At 73.5% G+C, this 20,717-nt stretch carries 23 protein-coding genes and 1 pseudogene; 3 read left to right on the top strand and 21 right to left on the bottom strand.

All coding sequences use genetic code 11. From position 1 onward, the window contains the following. Nucleotides 1-71: 71 nt before the first annotated feature. The 6 genes from HCN08_RS28635 to HCN08_RS28610 form a co-directional block, all read right to left on the bottom strand. Nucleotides 72-2,318, bottom strand: a complete 2,247-nt coding sequence (locus HCN08_RS28635; protein WP_206319363.1) for an MMPL family transporter — start codon at nucleotides 2,316-2,318, stop codon at nucleotides 72-74. A gap of 205 nt (nucleotides 2,319-2,523) precedes the next feature. Continuing rightward, on the bottom strand, nucleotides 2,524-3,198 hold the full coding sequence (locus HCN08_RS28630) for a hypothetical protein (protein WP_167986182.1): 675 nt from the start codon (nucleotides 3,196-3,198) through the stop codon (nucleotides 2,524-2,526). Continuing rightward, nucleotides 3,195-3,518: a PadR family transcriptional regulator gene (locus tag HCN08_RS28625; RefSeq protein ID WP_167986181.1), complete on the bottom strand. Its 324-nt coding sequence runs from the start codon at nucleotides 3,516-3,518 to the stop codon at nucleotides 3,195-3,197. The genes HCN08_RS28630 and HCN08_RS28625 overlap by 4 nt, the downstream gene beginning before the upstream one ends. Nucleotides 3,519-3,561: 43 nt before the next feature. After that, nucleotides 3,562-3,798 carry a DUF6059 family protein gene (locus HCN08_RS28620; protein ID WP_167986180.1) on the bottom strand — a complete coding sequence of 79 codons (237 nt, stop codon included), beginning with the start codon at nucleotides 3,796-3,798 and terminating at the stop codon, nucleotides 3,562-3,564. Between the two features lie 63 nt (nucleotides 3,799-3,861). After that, nucleotides 3,862-4,320, bottom strand: coding sequence for a nitroreductase family deazaflavin-dependent oxidoreductase (locus tag HCN08_RS28615; RefSeq protein WP_167986179.1), 459 nt, complete (start codon nucleotides 4,318-4,320; stop codon nucleotides 3,862-3,864). Between the two features lie 36 nt (nucleotides 4,321-4,356). Then, nucleotides 4,357-5,142, bottom strand: coding sequence for an SDR family NAD(P)-dependent oxidoreductase (locus HCN08_RS28610; protein WP_167986178.1), 786 nt, complete (start codon nucleotides 5,140-5,142; stop codon nucleotides 4,357-4,359). A gap of 190 nt (nucleotides 5,143-5,332) precedes the next feature. Here HCN08_RS28610 and HCN08_RS28605 point away from each other — a divergent pair, with 190 nt between their 5' ends. After that, entirely contained in the window at nucleotides 5,333-6,631 is a 1,299-nt protein-coding gene (locus HCN08_RS28605; protein ID WP_167986177.1) for an acyltransferase family protein, read from the top strand. Then, the gene (locus HCN08_RS28600; protein ID WP_167986176.1) at nucleotides 6,628-7,686 is read left to right on the top strand and encodes a methyltransferase; all 1,059 of its coding nucleotides are present in this window, start codon (nucleotides 6,628-6,630) and stop codon (nucleotides 7,684-7,686) included. The genes HCN08_RS28605 and HCN08_RS28600 overlap by 4 nt, the downstream gene beginning before the upstream one ends. A gap of 115 nt (nucleotides 7,687-7,801) precedes the next feature. Here HCN08_RS28600 and HCN08_RS28595 read toward each other — a convergent pair whose 3' ends face one another. From HCN08_RS28595 to HCN08_RS28535, 14 genes and pseudogenes are all read right to left on the bottom strand, one after another. Beyond that, a complete protein-coding gene (locus HCN08_RS28595) occupies nucleotides 7,802-9,517 on the bottom strand; it encodes an NAD(P)/FAD-dependent oxidoreductase (RefSeq protein WP_167986175.1) in 1,716 nt (571 codons plus the stop codon). 181 nt (nucleotides 9,518-9,698) lie between these two features. Further along, nucleotides 9,699-10,217, bottom strand: coding sequence for a cupin domain-containing protein (locus tag HCN08_RS28590; RefSeq protein WP_206319362.1), 519 nt, complete (start codon nucleotides 10,215-10,217; stop codon nucleotides 9,699-9,701). 143 nt (nucleotides 10,218-10,360) lie between these two features. Further along, nucleotides 10,361-11,125: an SDR family NAD(P)-dependent oxidoreductase gene (locus HCN08_RS28585; protein WP_167986174.1), complete on the bottom strand. Its 765-nt coding sequence runs from the start codon at nucleotides 11,123-11,125 to the stop codon at nucleotides 10,361-10,363. A 72-nt stretch (nucleotides 11,126-11,197) separates the two neighbouring features. Beyond that, complete coding sequence (locus HCN08_RS28580; RefSeq protein ID WP_167986173.1) at nucleotides 11,198-11,668, bottom strand: anthrone oxygenase family protein; 471 nt, start codon at nucleotides 11,666-11,668, stop codon at nucleotides 11,198-11,200. A 4-nt stretch (nucleotides 11,669-11,672) separates the two neighbouring features. Next, on the bottom strand, nucleotides 11,673-12,902 hold the full coding sequence (locus HCN08_RS28575; protein WP_167986172.1) for an FAD-dependent monooxygenase: 1,230 nt from the start codon (nucleotides 12,900-12,902) through the stop codon (nucleotides 11,673-11,675). 13 nt (nucleotides 12,903-12,915) lie between these two features. After that, a complete protein-coding gene (locus HCN08_RS28570; RefSeq protein ID WP_167986171.1) occupies nucleotides 12,916-13,236 on the bottom strand; it encodes an antibiotic biosynthesis monooxygenase family protein in 321 nt (106 codons plus the stop codon). A 63-nt stretch (nucleotides 13,237-13,299) separates the two neighbouring features. Next, entirely contained in the window at nucleotides 13,300-13,608 is a 309-nt protein-coding gene (locus tag HCN08_RS28565; protein WP_167986170.1) for an antibiotic biosynthesis monooxygenase family protein, read from the bottom strand. Further along, entirely contained in the window at nucleotides 13,608-14,348 is a 741-nt protein-coding gene (locus tag HCN08_RS28560) for a 3-oxoacyl-ACP reductase family protein (protein WP_322974740.1), read from the bottom strand. Before HCN08_RS28560 ends, HCN08_RS28565 begins: the two co-directional genes overlap by 1 nt. Next, nucleotides 14,345-14,833 carry an SRPBCC family protein gene (locus HCN08_RS28555; RefSeq protein WP_265738283.1) on the bottom strand — a complete coding sequence of 163 codons (489 nt, stop codon included), beginning with the start codon at nucleotides 14,831-14,833 and terminating at the stop codon, nucleotides 14,345-14,347. The genes HCN08_RS28560 and HCN08_RS28555 overlap by 4 nt, the downstream gene beginning before the upstream one ends. A gap of 57 nt (nucleotides 14,834-14,890) precedes the next feature. Then, nucleotides 14,891-15,070, bottom strand: a pseudogene (locus HCN08_RS35795) (acyl carrier protein); the annotation flags it as partial. Next, on the bottom strand, nucleotides 15,067-16,383 hold the full coding sequence (locus HCN08_RS28550; protein WP_167986169.1) for a ketosynthase chain-length factor: 1,317 nt from the start codon (nucleotides 16,381-16,383) through the stop codon (nucleotides 15,067-15,069). The pseudogene HCN08_RS35795 and the gene HCN08_RS28550, both read right to left, overlap by 4 nt. After that, nucleotides 16,376-17,653 (bottom strand): beta-ketoacyl-[acyl-carrier-protein] synthase family protein, encoded by a 1,278-nt coding sequence (locus HCN08_RS28545; protein WP_167986168.1) that lies wholly within the window; start codon nucleotides 17,651-17,653, stop codon nucleotides 16,376-16,378. Before HCN08_RS28545 ends, HCN08_RS28550 begins: the two co-directional genes overlap by 8 nt. Next, the gene (locus tag HCN08_RS28540) at nucleotides 17,650-18,060 is read right to left on the bottom strand and encodes a cupin domain-containing protein (protein ID WP_167986167.1); all 411 of its coding nucleotides are present in this window, start codon (nucleotides 18,058-18,060) and stop codon (nucleotides 17,650-17,652) included. Before HCN08_RS28540 ends, HCN08_RS28545 begins: the two co-directional genes overlap by 4 nt. 12 nt (nucleotides 18,061-18,072) lie before the next feature. After that, a complete protein-coding gene (locus HCN08_RS28535) occupies nucleotides 18,073-18,396 on the bottom strand; it encodes a TcmI family type II polyketide cyclase (RefSeq protein WP_167986166.1) in 324 nt (107 codons plus the stop codon). Between the two features lie 387 nt (nucleotides 18,397-18,783). On the opposite strand from HCN08_RS28535, the gene HCN08_RS28530 reads away from it, so the two are divergent. Beyond that, nucleotides 18,784-19,731, top strand: a complete 948-nt coding sequence (locus HCN08_RS28530; protein ID WP_167986165.1) for an AfsR/SARP family transcriptional regulator — start codon at nucleotides 18,784-18,786, stop codon at nucleotides 19,729-19,731. Between the two features lie 93 nt (nucleotides 19,732-19,824). Here HCN08_RS28530 and HCN08_RS28525 read toward each other — a convergent pair whose 3' ends face one another. Continuing rightward, the gene (locus HCN08_RS28525; RefSeq protein WP_167986164.1) at nucleotides 19,825-20,586 is read right to left on the bottom strand and encodes a thioesterase II family protein; all 762 of its coding nucleotides are present in this window, start codon (nucleotides 20,584-20,586) and stop codon (nucleotides 19,825-19,827) included. Nucleotides 20,587-20,717 lie beyond the last annotated feature (131 nt).

Raw genomic sequence — 20,717 nt, 5'->3', positions numbered from 1 at the left:
GCGTCAGGGGCCGCCGGAGGGGGTCGTACGGGAGGCGTACCGGGGGTCGTACGGTACGGGCCGGCGGGCCGTCAGACGGGGTCGCGGCGGCGCTCGGCGGGGCCCGCCGGGTCCGGGGTCGCCCCGCTCACGGGAGCGCCCGCGGCGGCCGGGCGGGGCCGGCCGCGTACCAGCAGCGCCTTGGCGGCCCAGTCCGGGAACCACCAGTTGGCGCGGCCCATGAGCGTCACCAGGGCGGGCGCGAGCACTCCGCGGACCACGGTGGCGTCCACGATGATGCCCGCGGCGAGCGCGGTGGCGAAGACCCGTACGTCGGTGATGGGCACCGTGGACAGCGACACGAACGCCAGGAAGAGGATGAAGGCCGCCGAGGTGACGAGCCGTCCGGTGCGGCTGATGCCGGTGACGACGGCGGGCACGGTGGTGTCCTGCTCGCCGCGGGCGGCGAGGTCGGCGTGGGTCTCCCTGATGCGGTGCAGGATGAAGACCTCGTAGTCCATGGACAGGCCGAACAGGAAGGCGAAGACCGTCATCGGCACCCAGATGGTGATCGCGCCGACCGCCGGGGTGTTGTAGAGCGCGTCGCTGCCGTAGCCCTTCTGCCAGATCAGCACCACCGCTCCGTAGGCGGCGCAGGTGGACAGCGCGTTGAGCACCAGCGCCTTGATCGGCAGCACGATCGAGCGCAGCGTCCTGGCCAGCACGAGGAAGGTGAGCAGCGCGACGAAGACGAAGATCAGCCACAGGTTGCCGTAGACCGCGTCGATGAAGTCGATCTCGGCGGGCGCGGTGCCGCCGGCCAGCACCTGCGGGGTCCGCTGCGCGGTGTCCACGACGTCCGAGACGGCGTCGCGGCCGGCCGGGCTGGACGGGTCGGCGGTGGTCCACACGTCCACCACCGTACGGTCGCCGCGCGCCCACCCGGCGGGCGAGACGGCGCCGGAGACCCCGTCGAGCCGGGCCAGGCTGCCGGTCAGCGACGCCGCGTCGCCCTTCGGGGCCAGCACCTCGACCGGGCGGGCGATGCCCTCGCCGAAGCCGGCGTCGACGATCTTCTGGAAGGACGCGGCCGGCTGCCCGCCGTGTGCGAGGGTCCTGGTCTCGGGGGCGCCGAGCCGGATCGTCAGCACGGGGGCGGCGATCGCCAGCAGCACCGCGCCGCTGACCACCGCGGCGATCGCGGGGCGGCGCACGGTGAAGCGGGCGACGGACGACCACAGCCGGCTGTCCGGGTTGTGCGTGCGGCGCGGCCGGTCGAGCTTGTCGCCCAGCGAGTACAGCATCACCGGCAGCAGCGTGGTGGCGACCGCGACGCTGACGATCGGGATCAGCAGGCCGCCGTAGCCGACGCTGCGCAGGAAGGGCACGGGGATCACCACGAGGGCGGCCAGCGAGATCGCGACGGTGGCGCCGCTGAGCGCGACCGCCCGCCCGGCGCTGGCCAGCGCCCGCACGATGGCCTCCTTGCGCACCTCGGGCTCCGGCCCGCCGGCGCCCGGCCTGCCGCGCTCCTCGCGCCAGCGGGTGACGACGAGCAGGGCGTAGTCGATGGCGACGCCGAGGCCGATGAGGGCGACCAGGTACTGCACGATGAAGGACACGTCGGTGGCCGAGACCACCCCGCGCACCAGCAGGAAGGTGGTGGGGATCGCGACCGCGGCCATCAGCAGCGGCAGCACGGCGAGTCCGCTGGCGAAGACCAGCGCGAGCACGATGAGCGCGCCGAGCGCCCCGACCAGCGTCTCGCCGACGGGGCTGCGCGCCCCGCCGCTGTCGCGCCCGGAGACCACCGGCTGGCCGGTGAGTTCCACGGGCGCGCCGGCCAGCGTGGCGTGCGCGAGCTCCTTCTTGATGCCGGGCAGCCAGGCGTCGTACGGGGCGGTGGTGGGGTTGGCCGGCGGGTAGACCAGGGCGACGGTGGTGCGGCCGTCCTTGGAGACCAGCGCTGCGTCGGTGCTGCCGGCGCCGCCGCTGGCGTAGGTGACGTTGCGGCCGTTCTTCGGGGTGACGCCGTCCACCAGGGCGGTCCACTGGTTGCGGACGTCCGGGGTGTCGAAGCCGGTGCCGGCGGGCAGGGTGACGGTGAGCAGCAGCGGGGCGTTCTTGCCGCCGGTGGTGGCGAACTGCCGGTTCAGGTCGTCGTTGGCCTGCTGGGAGTGGCGGCCCGGGAGCTTGGACTCGTAGCTCAGCTTGTCGACCGTGCCGCTCGCCGTGGCGCCTCCCGCGAGCGCGAGCACCACCCAGACCAGGACCACCTGCCAGCGGTGTGCCAGCACCCATCTGGTCATGCGCTCCACGACGAGACCTCCTGCTCCCATATGTAGTGACGCTACTTATGGAGAGCACGCTAGCGGTACGCGCGGCACGGTGGCAACACACAACTCCGATTCCGTCACGTGATGTTGACGGACCGTGGGGAGCACAAGGGGCGAAAGGGGGCCGACCGGCGCTCAGGGCGACGGGACATCAGGGCGACGGAGAATCGGGCCGACGCGGAATCGGGCCGACGGGGAGTCAGGGGCCTCAGGCCCGGTCCGGGCGGACCACGGCGAGGAAGCGCCGCAGGGCCACCGAGAAGTACGCGACCGCCAGCACGGTGAGCGCCGCGGGAGCCGCGACCGCGCCCCAGTCGAGCGAACCGGGGTGCGTCAGGCCCCGGTTGAGCAGCAGCACGATGAGCGCGACCAGCACGCACAGCACGCCGACCAGCGCCGCGCAGGTGCCCGAGGTGACCGCGGCGGCCCGCCGGCCGGCCGCGCCCGGCAGTCCCCCGCCGCCGCGCAGCGCGGCGACGCCGCCGGTCAGGCACAGCACGCAGCCGAAGCCGAGCAGCCCGATGCCGGCCATCAGCACCGGCGGGTGGGAGGGCCACGGCCCGCGCGGCCCGCCGAGCAGCGCGACCGCGTAGGACACCGCGAGCAGCGGCAGCACGCCGACCGCGAGCAGCGACAGCCGCCCGGCCGACAGCCGCAGCGTGGCGTCGTTGTAGGCGGCGGCGATCTCGTCCGGCGGGCCCCACTCGGCGACCGCGGCGCGGGCGGCCTCCTCCGGGTCGGGGCAGGAGCGGGCGTGCTCCTCGGCCGCGCACAGCAGCCCGTCCAGGACCTCGTCGATGATGGCGCTGCGGCGGGCCGGCGGGCCGACCAGCCGGCGGGCCAGGCGGTCGGCGTAGTGCTCCAGTGCCGGGGGTGTGCTCACGAACCGCCTCCCAGGACCACCGAGATGAGTGAGGAGACCTCCCGCCAGGCGGTGCGCTTGTCGGACAGCGCCCGCTGCCCGGCGGAGGTCAGATGGTAGGTGCGCCGCCGCCTGCCGCCGACCACGGCCCACTCGCTGCGGACCAGCCGGGCGGCTTCGAGCCGGTGCAGTGCCGGGTAGACGGTGCCGCTCGGCAGGTCTATCGCCGAGCCGCTGCGCCGCCGCAGTTCCTCGATCACCGCGTAGCCGTGCAGTCCGCCGTCTTCGAGCACGGACAGCAGCATCCCTTCCAGATTGCCCCTGAGGATGTCGGCTTCCATGACGGTCAGCCTAACGGCCGAAGCGGGGTCCGCCGAGGGGCTGTCACCGGCCGCCGTCACCGAAGCCGTCGAGTTCGGCCATCAGCATCAGCTCCGTCCTGGTGAGCGGGATTTCCCGGCACAATCGTTCCGGATGCCCGGCGGGCGGGCCGGCCGCATCGGGCGCGAAAAGCAATTCGGGATAAGCCCCGGTCGGGTCGGGCAGGTGGAACCAGAATCGGCCGAGGCTGGAGAGCCCTTCCACCAGCTGGCCGAGCAGCCATCGGGAGATCCGTCTCATCCGGCGAACATAGACCGCGGCGGCAAAGCCCGCATAAAGCGGACGAGGCCGCCGCGGGGCCGGTCAGCGCTGTGCCTGGGCGCGCTCGACGGCGCGGAACATCGGGATGCCCGGGGCCGCGGCGGCGAACGCCTCGGGGGTGGCCGCGGACACCAGGCCGTTGCGGACGAAGGCGCCCGCGCCGCGCGGGACCTGCACCGGGAACTCCCGCAGCAGCGGGCCGCGTTCCTGCTCGGGGACCTCGACCAGGTCGACGGCCCGGGTGTGCCGGCCGCGGGTGAGGGTGCCGTGGCCGGCGGCGCGGGCGTTCTTCACCCAGTCCGAGTGCGGATAGGCCTGGCAGATGTACGTGGTGCCGTCGATGACCAGCGGCGCGACCGGGTTGGTGCGCGGGATGCCGGTCTTGCGTCCGGGGACGGTCAGCAACTGCATGGGGCCGACCGGCAGTCCGAGGCGGTGGAGGAGGACGACCACCCGGTTGCGTACCTTGTCCTTCGGCCTGATCGCACTCTGCGTCGTCATGGGGAGCTTCTTATCACGCGCCGCCCTGACGGCACATCAGGCCTGGTGCTCGCGGCGGACGATGCGCCGCAGCAGCCACCGCGGCAGCACCCGCAGCACCGGGTAGCGCAGCCGGTAGCCCCGGCCGGGCACGACCGCGGGCCGGCGGGCCACCAGCGCGGCCAGCGACTCCTCGGCCACCTGCTCGGGCGTCAGCCACGCCATGTCGGGCAGCGCGTCGGTGCGCACGCCCGCGGCCTGGTGGAAGCCCGACCTGGTCAGGCCGGTGTGCACGGTGGTGACCTGGACGCCGTGCGGTCCCGCCTCCATCGCCAGGGTCTCGCCGAGCGAGGACAGGAACGCCTTGGACGCGCCGTACGTCGCCGAGCGCGGCCGGGGCAGCAGCGCGGACATGGAGGAGATGTTGAGCACCCCGCCGGCGCCGCGGGCGATCATCGCCGGCAGCACCGCGTGGGTCAGCCGCAGCGGGACGACCGCGTTGAGCACCGCGGTCTGCAGCTCGCGGCGCAGCGGGAGCTCGGCGAACAGCCCGGAGCCGCTGGAGCCGGCGTTGTTGACCAGCAGTTCCACCGGGCGGTGCGGGTCGGCGAGCCGCCGCTCGGCCTCGGCGCAGCTCTCGTCGTCGGTCAGGTCGAGCGCCAGGACGTCGACATGCACGCCGTGCCGCTCGCGCAGCTCGTCGGCGAGCTGCTTGAGCCGGTCGGCGCGGCGGGCGACGAGCACCATGTCGACCCCGCGGGCGGCCAGTTGCCGGGCCAGTGCCTCGCCGATCCCGCCGGACGCGCCGGTCACCATGGCCGTGCGGTACGGAAATTCACCCATCGGATTCCCCGAATCTCTGCGGTAATTGGGCATGCACGAGTTCGAGGTTATCGTTGCTCCGAATTACGGGCCAGCGGCCGGGACGCGCGTTTTAGCGGTGTTTAACGGGGGGTTCACGCCGGACTGCTGGAATTTACCGGCACACGCGTGGCCGAAATACCCACCGACTCCGTCGTCCCTGAAATGGCTGGTGACCACCGTGATCTCACCCGAAGAAAGACCGGCCGCCGATCCGCCCGCGGCTGCCGCGACCGCGACCGCCCGCACGGCCGTGCCGCCGTCCGCCGCGGCGGCCAAGGGCGCCGGCTCGACGCGGCCGGCCCGGCTCGACTCGCTGACCGGGCTGCGCTGGCTGGCCGCGCTCGGCGTGTTCCTCAACCACACCGCCACGCTGCTGCCGGTACCGCACACCCGCGAGGTGTTCCTGCTCGGCTCGTCGGGCGTCACGTTCTTCTTCGTGCTGTCCGGTTTCGTGCTGACCTGGACCAGGACCTCCGACGACGGCCCGGCCGCCTTCTACGCCCGCCGGCTGGGCCGGATCTGGCCGCTGCTGATCATCGGCGCGATCGTGCCGCTGATCTTGATGAAGCCGGACGCCTTCCCCGGCCAGGACGACGTGATGGTGGGCGCCGCGGGTGCGGCGATCCTCTTCTACCAGGCGTGGGTGCCCAAGGACATCCTCGGCGGGGCGAGCCCGGTCACCTGGTCGCTGTCGTGCGAGGCGTTCTTCTACGCGCTCTTCCCGTTCCTGGCCGGCTTCACGCTGCGCCGTTCGCTGCGCTGGCTGGCGGTGGCCGCGGTGGTGCTGGTGGCCGTCGGCTGGGGCATCAGGATCTGGATGTGGCAGGAGTACCCGCCGCCGGCGCATCCCAACTTCAACGCCAACATGAACACCCTGACCTTCTGGGTGTACTCGCCGATAGCCCGGGTGTGGGAGTTCCTGCTCGGCGTGGTCGCCGCCGCCGCCGTACGGGCCGGCTGGCGCCCGCGGATCCCCCCGGTGCTGGCCACCGCGCTGCTGGCGGTGGGCCTGTTCGTGCTGTGGGAGCTGCGCGACCAGAAGTTCCGCGTCGCGGTGCCGTACGACGCGCTGAGCCAGGTCACCGCGCCGCTGTACGCGCTGCTGGTGGTCTCGCTCGCGGTGCGGCAGCTCGACGGCGGGCGCAGGTCGTGGCTGAGCACCCGGCCGATGGTGATGCTCGGCGAGTGGTCGTTCGCCTTCTACCTCATCCACTTCACCGTGCTGTTCGAGATCGCCAAGCACGTCACGCACCGCAACAACATCCTGAAGTTCTACATGCAGCCGGTCACCCCGGCCAGCGGCAACCTCGGCTGGGTGCTGCTCGGGCTCGGTATCGCGGTGGTCGTCGCCACGCTGCTGTTCATGGTGGTGGAGCGGCCGATCGAGCGGTACGTGCGCCACAAGGTCAGCCCGCAGCGGGGCCGGCTGGCCACCGATGTGCCGATCAGGGCGGGGGCCGTACGGTGACGGCGGACGGCATCGCCGCCGCCGGCCGGGAGTTCCCGGGCGGCGGCGGTCTCGACGATCCCTTCGACGTGATGATGCTCGGCTGGTCGTTCATGCGCAGCCGGGTGGTGTCCGCGGCCCTGGAGCTGGGGCTCTTCACCCGGCTGGGAGAGCAGGCGCTCACCGAGCCGGAGATCCGCGCCCGGCTGGAGCTGCACCCGCGCGCCTGCCGGGAGTTCCTGGACGCGCTGGCCGCCTTCGGGCTGCTGGTGCGCGACGGCGACCGCTACCGCAACAGCCCGGCCGCCGTGCGCTACCTGCTGCCGGACGTGCCCGGTTACGTGGGCGGCTTCCTCGGCACCACCACCGAGCTGCTCGGCCAGGACCAGGCGCCGCTGACCGGGCTGCTACGCTCGGGCAACGCCCGCGGGCAGAACCAGGGCGGCGAGGTGCCCTTCACCCGGATCTTCGCCGATCCGGTGCGGCTGGAGTTCTTCCTCGGCGCGATGGACAGCTTCAGCACCGCGATCGGCGCGGAGCTGGTCAAGGCGCTGGACTGGGCGCAGTTCTCGACCTTCAGCGACATCGGCGGCGGCCGGGGCAACCTCGCGGCGCTGCTGGCGGGCGCCTACCCGCACCTGAGCGGCACGGTGCTGGACCGGCCGGGCTTTGACCCGCTGTTCGACCGGCTGGTCGAGGACCGCGGGGTCGCCGGCCGGCTGCGCTACGTGGGCGGTGACTTCTTCACCGACGAGCTGCCGCCCGCCGATGTGCTGATCCTGGGCGGGGTGCTGCACGACTGGCCCGGCGAGCGGCGCACGCTGCTGCTGTCCAAGGCCGCTGCCGCGGTCAGCCCGGGCGGCGCGCTGGTGGTCTACGACACGATGCTCGACGACGACCGCAGCAGGACCGACAGCCTGGTGCTGAGCCTGATCATGATGATGCAGTCGGCGCAGGCGACCGGTTTCACGCCGCGGCAGTGCGCCGGGTGGCTCACCGACGCGGGACTTGAGGTCACCGCGACGCTGCGGGTGCCGGCGCACAACACGGCGCTGATCGCCCGCAAGCCCGGCTGAGCGCCGGCGCGCCCGCCGCCGTACCCCGGCGCGCACCGGCGCCCACCGCGTGAAGGGGCCGCCCCCGGAAGTCACCTTCCGGGGGCGGCTCCTTGGTACGCGGCCGGCGGGGCGCTCAGTGCGGGACGGCCATCTCCTCGCGGGCCGGGCCGGACACCGGCGCGGGCAGCGCGTTGCCGTGCACGTCGACGCCGGTGGTCAGGTAGCGCAGCTCGTCGGGGCCCTCGTGGGCCAGCCAGTGCGACATCTTCCGCAGGTCGGCGTTCTGCGGGTAGATGAAGCGGCATTCGGGGTCGCGTACCCCGATGTGGTCCAGGACCACCGGCGAGTTCCGCACCACGGCCATCAGCTCGCGGCCGGCGTCGGCGGCGGGGCGCTCGCCGCGGTCGACGGCCTCGCAGATCCGGACCATGTCGTCGAACAGCGCCTTGTAGCCGACCGAGCCCGGCACCAGCAGGCCGGGATGGGCCGCGCGTTCCATCGCGCGCAGGACACCGTCGTCGCCGGACTCGGTGTAGCGCTCGGTGAAGCGGTCGAAGCGCAGGTTGATCGGGACCTCGGCGGCGCACCAGACGCGGTAGACCGCGTTCCACAGGCCGTGGTCGGCGAAGGAGATGAACGAGCAGTTGACCAGCTCGTCGTTGTAGCGGATCAGCCCGCGCTGCAGCTCGTCGACGAAGGCGAAGCGCTCCTCGGCGAAGTCGTCGTCGGCGAGCGCCTCCAGCAGCCGCCAGGCCAGCGAGTTGACGACCTCGCCGGTGTTGGTCAGGCCGCGCGAGTAGAGCGGGTCGATGAAGCCGGCCGCGTGCGACAGCAGCGCCCAGCGGTGGCCCGTGGTACGGGTCGAGGCGTACTGGATGCGGCCGGCCGACACCCACGGCCGTACCGTGCGGGCGTCGGCGAACAGCCGCTCCACGGCGGGGAAGCGGGCGGCGAAGGCGCGGAACTCCTCCTCGGCGCTGAGGCCCTCGGCCTTGGGGTACCTCCGCTCGTCCAGCGTCAGGCCCACGCTCACCAGCGGGTTCTTGGAGTCCGCGGTGTTGTTGAAGGGGATGGACCAGAACCAGCCGCGTTCGAAGAGGTGGTGCATGGTGCCCTCGACCCAGGGGATCGGCGGCCGGTCGGCGGCCTCGACACGCAGGCACTCGTCGGTCGGCCGCACGCCCATCATGTGGGTGAACATCGACCGCGAGTGGTGCTTGATCTTCGCCGGGTCCTCGCGCAGCGCGAGCTTGCGGGCCAGCGGCGAGCGGAAGCCGCTGCCGTCGACGAGGTAGCGGCCCTCGAACCGCTCGCCGCCGGGGCCCACGACGGCGACGTGGTCGTCGGCGAGCTCGACCTCCTCGGCGCGGAAGGCCTGCCGGACGGTGCAGCCGTAGCGGATCGCGGTGTGGAAGAGGTACGCGTCGGTGTCCTGCCGGAACAGGTGGCTGGTCTGCAGCACCTTCGACGGCGGGCTGAACTGGTTGAACTCGGCCGGGTCGGGCTCCTTGCCCTCCTCGTGCCGGATGAAGCCGAAGTGCCGCTTGGTGCCGCTGGTCGGGCCGATCTCGTCGCGGCAGCCGTCGTAGGAGGTGAGCGGCTCCAGCTCGGGGACGTCGTAGCGGCGGGCCAGCAGCCGGAAGACCTTCAGGGTGTAGAGGGTGGTCGACTCGCCGACGGCGAACCGCGGATGCGTCCCGGCGTCCAGCAGCAGCACCGACGCGCCCTTGCGGGCGAGGATCGCGCCGAGGGTCGAGCCGGCGATGCCGGAGCCCAGGATGATCACGTCGTAGCGCTGCGGGGCGGCGGGCCGGGGGGTGGAGCGGTGGCCGGACTGCTGTCCGGGCATGGGAGCCTCCTGGAGGACACGGGAATCGGTCGGTCGGTCGTACGGGTCGGATCGGATCGGATCGGGTCGTAGGGGTCCGGTCGTACGGTTCCGGTCGTAAACGGCCGGTGACGCGCACCGGGGCACCGCGGCGTCGCGCGGTGCCCCGGTGGGCCGTGCTCGGCGGTGGGCCGGCGGAGGGTCAGGCCGCGCTGCCGCCGGCCCTGGCGCCCAGCGGCGGGCCGCCGAGGCCGCCGTGCGTGCCGGGCGGCGGGCGGAAGCCCTGCATCTCGTTGGCCCGGGCCAGTTCGGCCATCTTGTCCCAGTCCGGCGGGCCGTCGGAGACCAGCTTGCTGAGCCCGATGAAGAAGTTCTCGACACCGCCGGGCGTGGCGATCACCAGCAGCTGCCCGGGCTCTTCTCCGATATTGCGGAAACGGTGCGGAACCCCGCGCGGGCCGAAGATCACCGTACCGGTGGGTATCACCTCGGTGACCCCGCCGACCTCGAATTCATAGGTGCCGGCATTGACGAAGAAAGCCTCGTCCGCGGTCTCGTGAATGTGCAGCGGCGGGCCGCTGCCGGGCTGTGTGGTGATCTGGTAGAAGCTGTAGAGGCCACCGGTGTCCTCCTTGTTGAGCAGGAACCGGCCCTCCTCGCCGAGCCAGCAGACGGCTTCGACGCCGTCTCGGCTGGCGACTTTCCTTTCCGGTTTCTTCACGGCAGACCTGGCCTTTCCGTGTGGTTTCTCCGGGTCGTGGTGCGCGGCGCTTGTGCGCCAGGAAATCAGCAGCGGGTAAAGGGATCGGCAAAGCGGGCGAAAACCCCGGGGCGGCCGGCGGTCGCGGGCCGGCGGGCGGGGCGTCAGATCATCGCGGTGCCGCCGTCGGCCATCAGGCTCGCGCCGGTCAGGTAGCCGGCCCGGTCGCTGGCGGCGAAGGCGATGAGCTCGGCGACGTCGTCGGGGGTGCCGTTGCGGCGGACGGCCGCGCGGGCGGCAGCCGCGGCGCGCTGCTCCTGGGGGATCATGCCGGACAGCTCGGTGAGGATCAGCCCGGGGTTGACCGCGTTGACCCGCACCCCGTGCGGCCCGGCCTCCAGGGCGAGGGTGCGGACGACCGCCTCGACGCCGGCCTTGGCGGCGGCGAGCGCGAGGAAGCCGGGCGCGGAGCGGCGGGCGAGCGCGGCGCCGACCGCGACGACCGCGCCCCGGCCGCGGGCCTGCATACCGGGCAGCACCTCGTGCGCGAGGTGGAACAGCGACTTCAGCTGCTGGGTGACGATGCGCTCGACGTCCTCCCACACCAGCTGCTGCACTGGCGCGATCCGGGCCTCGTGCGCGCCCAGGCCCATGGCGTTGAGCACCAGGACGTCGATGTCGCCGAGCTCCGCGGTGGTCCGCGCCACCAGGGCGCGTACCGACTCCGGGTCGGTGACGTCGCCCTGGACGGCGACGGCCTGCCCGCCGTCCTTGCGGATGGCGGCGGCGACGTCCTCGGCGCGTCCGGCGCCGGAGCGGTAGTTGACCGCCACCCGGGCGCCGCGCGCCCCCAGCAGCCGCGCGGTGGCCGCGCCGATGCCGCTTGCGGCGCCGGTCACCAGCGCCACCTTGCCGTCGAACTCGTTCATCGGTCAGCTCCTCGCGTCGAAGAAGACGTCGGTACGGACGGGTCGGGCGGGGCGGACAGGGCGGGCGGGGCGTCACCCCCAGGCCAGCCAGCAGGCCCCGAGCGCCGCGCAGAACGCGGCGAGGGCGCACGCGGTGCGCCAGGCGTTGGCGCGGGCCCAGCGGGCGCGCAGGCCCTGCCAGGCGTCGGGGATCTCACCGGCGGCCACCCATGCGTCGATCCGCCGGTTCATCCGGACGTTGCGCAGCTCCGAGACCAGCGCGACCCCGGCGACGCCGGCCAGGGCGGCGCCGAAGACCGCCCTGGCCGCGGCGCCCGGCGCGAGCACCACCAGGGCGAACCCGGTGGCGAGCGCTACCTTGTTGACCGTCGGCATCAGCGGGTCAAAGCCGGGGTCGAGCAGCCGGTGGACCTGCGTCCAGGTCTGCCGGGGCAGCCGCAGCAGCATGGGCACCACGGCCCGCTCCACCGCGACCAGCGCGCCGGCCAGCACCCCGGTGCACAGCACGAACACCACGGCGAGCGCGGCGGTCAGCGCGTCCACGGCGTCACTCGCCTCCCCCGCCGGCCGGCAGCACGGGCCCGCGCTCCAAGCGCCCGTCGAGCATCAGCGCGTAGCTCTGGCCGCGGGCGATGCTGTCGAAGGTGGTGCGCATGAACAGGTCGCGCAGCCCGCACAGCAGCGGGTGGTGGATCAGCCCGAGGGTGCCGATCTTCCAGGACGTGGTGACCATGTCGGCGGTGCGCTCGCGGCGGGTCTGCTCGAACTGCCGCAGGACGCCGGGCACGTCGCCGCTGTCCGCGCGGCCGAGGAGCCCGGCGAGCACCACCCCGCTCTCGATGGACTGGCCCGCGCCCTGGCTGAGGTTGAGCGTCATGGGGTGGGCGGCGTCGCCGGTGAGCACCACCCGGCCCTGGCTCCAGCCGCCGGCCGGGGGCCGGTCGTGGATCGGGACGGGCAGGATCGCCTCCTCCTCGGTGGAGGCGATGATCTGCGGGACCGGCGCGGGCCAGTGCCGGTAGGCGTGGGCCATGGCGTCGCGCCGGGTGGAGCCGATGGTGTCGATACCGGCCGCGGCGGCGCGGTCGCTGGTGACGGCGTCCCAGTAGACCTCGTTCTCGCCCAGCCGGCAGTACAGGAAGCGCAGCCCGCCCCTCCCCCACAGGTTGAAGAAGGTCCCGGTGGGCACCACGTCCTCGCCGGGCAGCTGGGTGATGGCCTGCCAGGCGGTGTAGCGGGCGTAGCGGGGCGGCGGCTCGAAGCCCTTGCGCATGGTGGCGCGGACGGTGGAGCGCAGGCCGTCCGCGCCGATCAGCACGTCGCCGCGGGCGGTGGAGCCGTCGGCGAAGTGGGCGGTGACGCCGTCGGCGTCCTGGGTGTAGCCGGTGCAGCGGGCGCCGAGCCGGATGCGGTGGTCGCCGACCGCCTCGGTGAGGACCTTGTGCAGCGAGGACCGGCGCAGCACGCACGCCGGGGCGCCGCACTTGTCGGTGGGCCCGTCGAGGTCCCAGCGGGCGAGCCTGCGGTTCTTGTCGGAGCGGAACTCGTGGTGGCGGATGCGCACGGCGTTCGCCGCGACGGCCTCGTCGAGGCCGATCCGCCGCAGGGACAGGAAGACGTTGTGCCAGAGCATGAACCCGCCGCCGGTCAGCAGCCGGCCGGGGGTGGGCCGGGCCTCGAACACCTCCGTCTCGACGCCCTGCCGCAGCAGGCCGGCCGCGGTGGTCAGGCCGCCGAGTCCGGCCCCGATGACCAGGGCCTTGCCGATGCGCGCCATCGTCGCCCTCCGCTCAGCCGGGGGTGGGCACGCTGTCGAGCCGCGCGCGGACGTCGTAGATGTGCCGCTCGATGCCGCCGTTGCTCCAGTACGGGAACATCGGCGCGGCCATCTGCATGTGCTGCGGGGCGTCCTCCCAGGCGCGGAAGGCCTGCTCGCTCTCCCACTCGGCGAGCAGGATGTAGCGGCCGGGCTGCTCGGTGTCGCGCAGCAGCTCGTCGCGCAGATGGCCGGGGGTGCCGCGGACGACGGAGGTGACCTGGCGGTACGCCTCCTCGAACGCCTCCCGGTGCTGCTCCTCGATGGTGGCCGAGACCATGACGCGTACGGGCATGACGGTGTGCCTCTCGCTCGGTGGGGTCGGGCCGGGCCGCCCTGCTCGGCGGCCGGTCCGGGGTCATGGGCGGGTGGTGCCGGGCACGTACTCGACGACGTCGAGGACGCTCTTGTCGGCGGACTCCCGGAAGGTGTCCAGCTGCGCGCTCAGTGCGCGGCGGTGCTCGCTGCCCTGGAAGGCGTCGAGCGAGGCCTGGTCGGCCCAGTCGGCCATGATGAGGTGGACGGCCGGGTCGGCGGGGTCGCACAGCAGGGTCTGGGCGACGCTGCCGGGCATCGCGGCGGCGAGCTTCGCGGTGCGCGACCACGCCTGCCGGAACTCCTCGGTGGCGCCGGCCCGCACCGTCATCCGCAGCACGGTGCGCAGCATCAGATGCCGCCGTCGGCGTCGAGGGTGGCGCCGGTGATGTAGCGGGCGGCGCGGGAGAGCAGGAAGAGCACGGCGTCGGCGATCTCGTCGGGCTGCCCGAGCCGGCCGAGCGCGATCATCTGCCGGTAGCGTGCCTTGCCCTCCTCGCTGACCGCCTGCATCTGGTCGGTCTCGACCAGCCCGGAGGCGATGCAGTTGACGCGGATGCCGCGCGGGCCGAGTTCCTTGGCCAGCGCCCGGGTCAGGCCCATCACGCCGGCCTTGGAGGCGACGTAGTGGGCGGCGCCGGGCATGCCGTGGTGGGCGACGGCGGAGCTGATGTTGACGATCGCGGCGGTGTCGGCGAAGTGCGGCAGGGTGGCGCGCGAGAGGTGGTAGACGCCGGTGAGGTTGGTGTCGAGGATGCGCTGCCACTCGTCGGGGGTGAGGGCCGCCAGCGGCAGGTGGCTGATGACGCCGGCGTTGTTGACCAGGCCGGTGACCGGCCCGTGCGCCTCGGCGACCCGGGCGGCCAGCACCGTGGTCTGCGCGGCGTCGGTGACGTCGACCCGGACCAGTTCGGCGCGGGCGCCGAGCGCGGCGAGCTCCCCTCGCAGCGAGGTGACGGCGTCGGACTCGTGGACGTACGCGGCGGTGACGGTGGCGCCCTGCGCGGCGAGCGCGAGCACGATGGCCCGGCCGATGCCGCGCGAGCCGCCGGTGACGATGACGTTGCCGCCCTTGAGGTCGAGGTCGATCACTGCCCCACCAGCTCCCCGGCCGCGCGTGCCTTGGCGGCCTGCTCGATACGGTCCTTGATGAGCGCCATCTGCACCTTGGAGTTGCCGTTGATCCGGGCGGTCATGGTGGCGTCGTCGACCGGCGCGTCGGGCCGCATGTGGAACTCCTGCACCCAGCGCATCTCGACGCCGCCGGGCGCGTCCCGGTACGTCCAGTGGATGTTCATGAAGGCGAACGGCCCGGTCTCGACCCGGTGGGCCAGCACGCTGCGCGCGGCGCGGTCCATGGTGCGCTCCGACACCCAGCTCCAGACCTTGCCGTCGGCCTCGGGGTGCAGCGACAGCCGGAAGCGCACGGTGTCGCCCTCGCGGTGCAGCACGGTGGCCTCGGCGTACTCGCTGAACAGCCGGGGCCAGTTCGCGACGTCGTTGGTCATCTCCCACACCAGGTCGAAGGGCGCGTCGATGACGACGGCGTTCTCGGTGCGGGCGGCGGCCGGCGCCAGCTGGTCGTTGATCAGCTGGTAGATCTCCGGGAAGCACTGCACGCCGTCGGCGTCCAGCGTGATGTCGTAGCGGTTCTCGACCTCGGTGAGCACGTTGATCAGGCCGAGCGAGTCGACGCCCATGTCCTCGATGGTCACCGCGGGGTCGGCGGCGGTGGCCAGGACCTCGGAGGGGACGCCGGTGCAGCGCTGGATGATGTTCAGGAACTCGTTGTACGCCAGGGGCGGCAGGGTCATCGGACCCGTCCTTTCGGTATCCGGTGGCTGTCGGTGGGCGGGGTGGAGCGCAGCACCATGGCGCCGTTGAAGCCGCCGTAGCCGCGGGCGACGACCAGGGCGGTGCGCAGCCGGGCCGGCCGGGCCCGCCCGACCAGGTCGATCGGGTGGGCGGCGGCGCGGGTGACGTACGGGCTGGTCGGCGGGATCACCTGGTGGCGCAGCGCGAGCAGCGCGGTGACCACGTCGAGCGGCGCGCCGCCGGCGTACAGCCGCCCGTACAGCGACTTGGGCGCGGTGACCGGCACCCCGCGCGGCCCGAACACCTCGGCCAGGCAGGCGGATTCGGCGCGGTCCAGGTCGGGGCTGCCGGCGGCGTCGGCGAAGACGACGTCGACCTCGCCGGGCGTTGCGCCGGCGTCGGCCAGCGCGCCCTCCACGGCCCGCCGCAGCGCGGTGGGCCCGCCGCCCGGCCGCACACCGGGCGGCGGGTCGAAGGTGGCGGCGTAGCCGGCGATCTCGCCGTACGGCCGCGGCGCCCCGCGAGCGGCGGCCTGCCCGGCGTCCTCGACGAGCAGCAGGGCGCCGCCCTCGCCGGGGACGTGGCCGGTGGCCGCCTCGTCGAAGGGCAGGTAGGCGCGCTGCGGGTCGGCGCCGGGGCTCAGCAGCCCGGAGGCGAGCTGGCAGGTCAGCGCGTAGGGGCTCAGCGGCGCCTCGGTGCCGCCGGTCAGCACGACCCGGGCGTCGCCGCGCAGGACGGTGCGGCGGGCCTGGCCGATCGCGTCGAGGCCGCCGGCCTGCTCGGCGACCAGCACCCCGCAGGGGCCTTTCATGCCGTGCCGGATGGACAGCTGCCCGGTGGTGGCCGCGTAGAACCACGCGATGGACTGGTACGGGCCCACGTAGCGCGGTCCCTTGGACCACAGCGCCTCGATCTCCCGCTGCCCGAAGGCGTTGCCGCCGGAGGACGAGGCGGTGATGACGCCGAGGTCGTAGGGCGGCAGCGCGGCCGGGTCGAGGGCGGCGTCGTGCAGCGCCTCGTCGGTGGCGACCATCGCCAGCTGGCTCCAGCGGTCGGTCTGCACGGCCAGCCGCGGGTCGACGCCCGGCACCGTCTCGGGCCCGGCGACCTCGCCGACCACCCGGACGGGGAAGCCGTCGGCGGCGAAGCGGGTGACGGCTCCCAGGCCGCTGCGGGCCTCCAGCAGCGCGTCCCAGAAGTCCGCCGTCCCGATGCCGCCCGGTGCCAGCGCCGAGACGCCGGTGACGACGGCGACCCCGGTGGCGGCGGAGGCGGCGGGGACGGCGGTGGGGGCGGCCTGGGTGTCAGTCATGGCCCACCTCCGGGCGGGGCGCGGTGAGCACCATCGCGGTCTGGAAGCCGCCGAAGCCGCTGCCGACGCTCAGCACGGTGTCGACGGGGTACTCGCGGGCCTCCAGCGGCACGTAGTCCAGGCCCAGTTCCGGGTCGGGGGTGTGCAGGTTGGCGGTCGGCGGGACGGTGTCCATCTCGATGGCCAGCGCGCACGCGGCCACCTCGATGGCGCCGATCGCGCCGAGCGAGTGCCCCACCATCGACTTGATGGAGCTGACCGGGACCCGGTAGGCGTGCTCGCCGAGGGTGGCCTTGAAGGCGGCCGTCTCGTGCCGGTCGTTCTGCCGGGTGCCGGAGCCGTGCGCGTTGACGTAGTCGACGCTGTCCACCGGCAGCCGGGCCCGGTCCAGCGCGACCCTGATCGCCTCGGCGAGCTCCAGCCCGTCGGGGCGCAGGCCCGTCATGTGGAAGGCGTTGCTGCGCTGCGCGTAGCCGGCGATCTCGCAGTAGATCCGGGCGCCGCGGCGGCGGGCGGCGCCGGCCTCCTCCAGGATCAGCACCGCGCAGCCCTCGCCGAGGACGAAGCCGTCGCGGTCCCGGTCGAAGGGCCGGGAGGCGTGCGCCGGGTCGTCGTTGTTGGGCGAGGTCGCCTTGATGGCGTCGAAGCAGGCGACGGTGATGGGCGAGATGGGCGCGTCGGTGGCCCCGGCGAGCACCAGGTCGGCGGTGCCGTCCTCGATGTACTGCGCGCCCTGCGCGACCGCGTCCAGGCCCGAGGTGCAGCCGGTGGAGACGGTACGCACCGGTCCCTGCGCGCCGGCCGCCCACGCCACCTCGGCGCCGATGGCGCTGGGCACCAGCGCCCGGTACAGGTGCGGGAACGGGTCGGCGGCGTCCACCACCCAGCGGCTGCCGTTGTCGCTGACCTGCGTGTACTGCTGCTCCAGCGTGACGGTGCAGCCGACGGCGGTGCCGACCGACACCCCGATGCGGTGCGCCGGCACCTCCTCCGGCGCGGCGCCGCTGTCGGCGAGCGCCTCGCGCGCGGCGACGACGGCGAACTGCGCGGCGCGGTCCATGCGGACCGTCTCCTCGGCCGTCAGCCCGCACGCGGCGGGGTTGAAGTCGGCCTCGGCGGCGATCCGGGAGCGGAAGCCCGAGGCGTCGAAGTGCGAGATCGCCCGGGTGGCGGTCCTGCCGTCGGTGAGCAGCTTCCAGAACGCCTTGGTGCCGACGCCGCCGGGAGCGACCACGCCGATCCCGGTGACCACGGCTCGGCGCTGGTTCATGAGTCCCCCTGTTCCGTCCCCGGCAGCGGCTCGGTGTCCACATGGCCGAGCTCGGGCCGCGGTGCGAGCGGTCCCAACTGGAAGACCAGGCGCGCGACGCTGCCGCCGGTGTTCTCCAGCCGGTGCTTGACGTTGATGTGCAGGTGCAGCGCGTCCCCGGTGGTCAGCTCCACCGGTTCGCCGTCGATCCGGGCGGTGATGTCGCCCTCGACGAGGTAGAGGAACTCCTCGGAGTACGGGTGGTAGTGCTCGGTGACGACCTCGCCGGGCTCCAGGGTGAGCACGCCCATGAAGCCGCTGGTCGCGCCGGCGGTGCTGGGGCTGAGCAGGGTCCGCAGGTCACCGCCGCGGCGCCGGTTGGGCTCCACGTCGTCCGCCGCGATCTTGGTCATCCGTGCGTCGGCCATCGCCGACTCCTCTCAGTCCGCCTGCCAGGTGTAGAACTCGGTCGCCATCGCGTCCTCGGGGCCGCGCCAGGTCTGCGGGTCGTACGCCGCGATGTGCGCCGCCAGCCGCTGGTTGACGTCGGTGAAGAGCGGGTGGTCGCGCACCTCCGCGAGCGGCCTGCGGACCTCTTCCTCGGCGGCGATGTAATGCATGTACAGATCGTGGAATCGAAAGAGCCGGCGTTCCCGCACACCGATGAGGTGCGGGAGTTCACCGGAATCCGAATCGCCGAAGATTCTGGCGACTTCCGCTGCCGAGTCCGGCTTCATCCGAGCCACAATGAGCGTGCTGCGCATGTCATTCCTCCACTCATGGGCGCCGCGCAAAGAAGCGACCCGATCAGATTCGCGGCGGCCTGCAAAGCGCGCATGAGGGGCGGCAAAAACGCAGCCCGGCGGGCGCCTTCGGGTGATTCGATTGCCTTTGCCCGGCGCCGGCACCCCCTTGACGGGGGGCCGTACTGCCCGAAAGTACGGCGCCCCTTCATCCCTGGGGCCATAGGCAGCGCGTCGGCCGCTCGGTAAGCTCATGGGCATCCGCACCACGGGTTACCAATTCGTTTGGTACGGCACACCCTGTCCGTATGCGCAATCAGCACGGCCTGGACCGGCCTTTCGGCCTTCCCGGCGACCGGCCACTCCGTCACGGGGACGGAGTGCATGCGATCGTTCAGAGGGGACCACGTGGACAGCCTGAGCGTTTTCGAATCCAAGTTCCCGCACGCGGTGCGGGCCGGCGGCGCTGCGGTACGTGATCTGACCTGCCGGCCCGGCACCGGTCCCCTGCGCGGCCGGTCCGCCGTGGACCGCGCGCAGACCGACCGCGCCGCGGCCGACCGGGCGGCGCCCGCGGTGGCGCTGCGCCTGCTCGGCCCGCTGGAGGTCGTCGCCGGCTCCACCGAGGTACCGCTCCCCCAGCGCAAGCTGCGCCAGCTGCTGGCGACTTTGCTGATCCGCCCCAACGCCACCGTCTCCAGCGAGTCGCTCATCCGCGACCTGTGGGGCGACCAGCCGCCGGCCACCGCGCTGTCGGCGCTGCGGGTGTACGTCTCGCAGCTGCGCAAGTTCCTGGTGCGGCACGGCCTGGACGCGTTCTGCACGCTGCGCACCAGGACGCCCGGCTACCAGCTCACCGTCGACGACCGGGTGCTGGACACCGTCAGGTTCGAGCGGCTGTGCCTGCGCGCCCGCGAGCGGGCCGACGTCGGCGACCTGGAGGCGGCGGCCGGGCTGTACCGCGAGGCGCTGGCGCTGCGCCGCGGCCCGACCCTGGAGGACCTGCGCGACGGCCCGGCGCTCGCCGGCGCGGCGCTGCAGTACGACGAGGCGTGGACGACCGCGCTGCGGCGCCGGATCGACGTCGACCTCACGCTCGGCGGGCACCACGAGCTGATCGGCGAGCTGCGCCGGCTGCTGGCCGAGGACCAGCTCAACGAGGGCTTCTGCGCCCGGCTGATGCTCGCGCTGCACCGCAGCGGGCGCAGCGGCGAGGCGCTGGACGTCTACCGCCGCACCCGCGCGCAGCTCGTCGAGGAGCTGGGCATCGAGCCGGGCGTGGAGCTGCGGATGGCGCACCAGACCGTTCTGACCGACGACGCCGCGCTCATCCCGGCGGCGAGCGCGATGGCCTGATCCCGGCGCCCGCGCCCCGGGCGCGGCGGGAGCCCGGCACCGGTGGTGCCGGGCTCCCGTCGTCCCCCCGCGGCGTGCGAGGGGGCGTGCGGTTCAGCCGGTGGTGACGGGCGCGGCGGTCAGCCGGTCGAGGACCAGGCTGCCGATCTCCGGCCAGCGCTCGGCGAGGAAGAAGTGCCCGCCGGCGTAGGTGCGCACCTCGCAGCCGGCCGTGGTGTGGCCGGCCCATGCCCGCGCCTCGGGGTCGGTCACCCGCGGGTCGCGGTCGCCGGTCAGCACGGTGACCGGGCAGTCCAGCACCGGACCCGCCGGGTGGCGGTAGGTCTCGACGGCCCGGTAGTCGCTGCGCAGCACCGGCAGCGCCATCCGCAGCACCTCCTCGTCGGCGAGCACTTCGGGCGGGGTGCCGTCCAGGGCGCGGATGTCGTCGAGCAGCGCGTCGTCGCCGGCGCGGTGCAGGTTCTCGTCGCGGTACGCCGAGGGTGCGCGGCGGCCGGACGCGAACAGCCGCACCGGGCCGCGGCCGTCCGCCGCCATCCGCCGCGCGACCTCGTAGCCGATGACGGCGCCCATGCTGTGCCCGAACAGCGCGAGGCGCTGGCCCCGCCAGGGGGCGAGCGCCTCCATCGCGCCGTCCGCGAGGTCGGCGATGCAGTCCAGCAGCGGCTCGCGACATCGGTCCTGCCGCCCCGGGTACTGCAGGCACAGCACGTCGGCGCGGTGCCGCAGCTGCGCGGACAGCGGGTGGAAGAAGCTTGCGGCGCCGCCGGCGTGCGGGAAGCACACCAGGCGGACCGGCGCGTCCGCCATCGGGTGGAAGCGCCGGACCCACGCCCGGGTGACGGAACCGGTCATTGCAGGCGGCACGTTGTCCCTCACGTTCGTTGGTCGGAGGTCGTCCCCGCGGGTGTCAGCGGACGATCAGTGGACGGTCAGGGCACGATCCAGGTGTCGTTGCCGGCGAGGAGGGTGGCGAGGTCGCCGTT

It is taken from the genome of Actinacidiphila epipremni (genome assembly GCF_012034175.1).
Classification (GTDB): Bacteria; Actinomycetota; Actinomycetes; order Streptomycetales; family Streptomycetaceae; genus Actinacidiphila; species Actinacidiphila epipremni.
Note: the sequence above shows the minus strand (reverse complement) of the source record. Positions and strands in the feature narration are given on the sequence as shown.

What these genes read in the sequence shown, in the direction of transcription:
- HCN08_RS28635 (WP_206319363.1), bottom strand. Translation starts at nt 2,318, where the DNA reads ATGGGAGCAGGAGGTCTCGTCGTGGAGCGCATGACCAGATGGGTGCTG.
- HCN08_RS28575 (WP_167986172.1), bottom strand. Translation starts at nt 12,902, where the DNA reads ATGGCGCGCATCGGCAAGGCCCTGGTCATCGGGGCCGGACTCGGCGGC.
- HCN08_RS28565 (WP_167986170.1), bottom strand. Translation starts at nt 13,608, where the DNA reads ATGCTGCGCACCGTGCTGCGGATGACGGTGCGGGCCGGCGCCACCGAG.
- HCN08_RS28550 (WP_167986169.1), bottom strand. Translation starts at nt 16,383, where the DNA reads ATGACTGACACCCAGGCCGCCCCCACCGCCGTCCCCGCCGCCTCCGCC.
- HCN08_RS28625 (WP_167986181.1), bottom strand. Translation starts at nt 3,518, where the DNA reads ATGGAAGCCGACATCCTCAGGGGCAATCTGGAAGGGATGCTGCTGTCC.
- HCN08_RS28610 (WP_167986178.1), bottom strand. Translation starts at nt 5,142, where the DNA reads ATGGGTGAATTTCCGTACCGCACGGCCATGGTGACCGGCGCGTCCGGC.
- HCN08_RS28525 (WP_167986164.1), bottom strand. Translation starts at nt 20,586, where the DNA reads ATGACCGGTTCCGTCACCCGGGCGTGGGTCCGGCGCTTCCACCCGATG.
- HCN08_RS28570 (WP_167986171.1), bottom strand. Translation starts at nt 13,236, where the DNA reads ATGCCCGTACGCGTCATGGTCTCGGCCACCATCGAGGAGCAGCACCGG.
- HCN08_RS28535 (WP_167986166.1), bottom strand. Translation starts at nt 18,396, where the DNA reads ATGCGCAGCACGCTCATTGTGGCTCGGATGAAGCCGGACTCGGCAGCG.
- HCN08_RS28545 (WP_167986168.1), bottom strand. Translation starts at nt 17,653, where the DNA reads ATGAACCAGCGCCGAGCCGTGGTCACCGGGATCGGCGTGGTCGCTCCC.
- HCN08_RS28540 (WP_167986167.1), bottom strand. Translation starts at nt 18,060, where the DNA reads ATGGCCGACGCACGGATGACCAAGATCGCGGCGGACGACGTGGAGCCC.
- HCN08_RS28585 (WP_167986174.1), bottom strand. Translation starts at nt 11,125, where the DNA reads ATGAACGAGTTCGACGGCAAGGTGGCGCTGGTGACCGGCGCCGCAAGC.
- HCN08_RS28620 (WP_167986180.1), bottom strand. Translation starts at nt 3,798, where the DNA reads ATGAGACGGATCTCCCGATGGCTGCTCGGCCAGCTGGTGGAAGGGCTC.
- HCN08_RS28615 (WP_167986179.1), bottom strand. Translation starts at nt 4,320, where the DNA reads ATGACGACGCAGAGTGCGATCAGGCCGAAGGACAAGGTACGCAACCGG.
- HCN08_RS28595 (WP_167986175.1), bottom strand. Translation starts at nt 9,517, where the DNA reads ATGCCCGGACAGCAGTCCGGCCACCGCTCCACCCCCCGGCCCGCCGCC.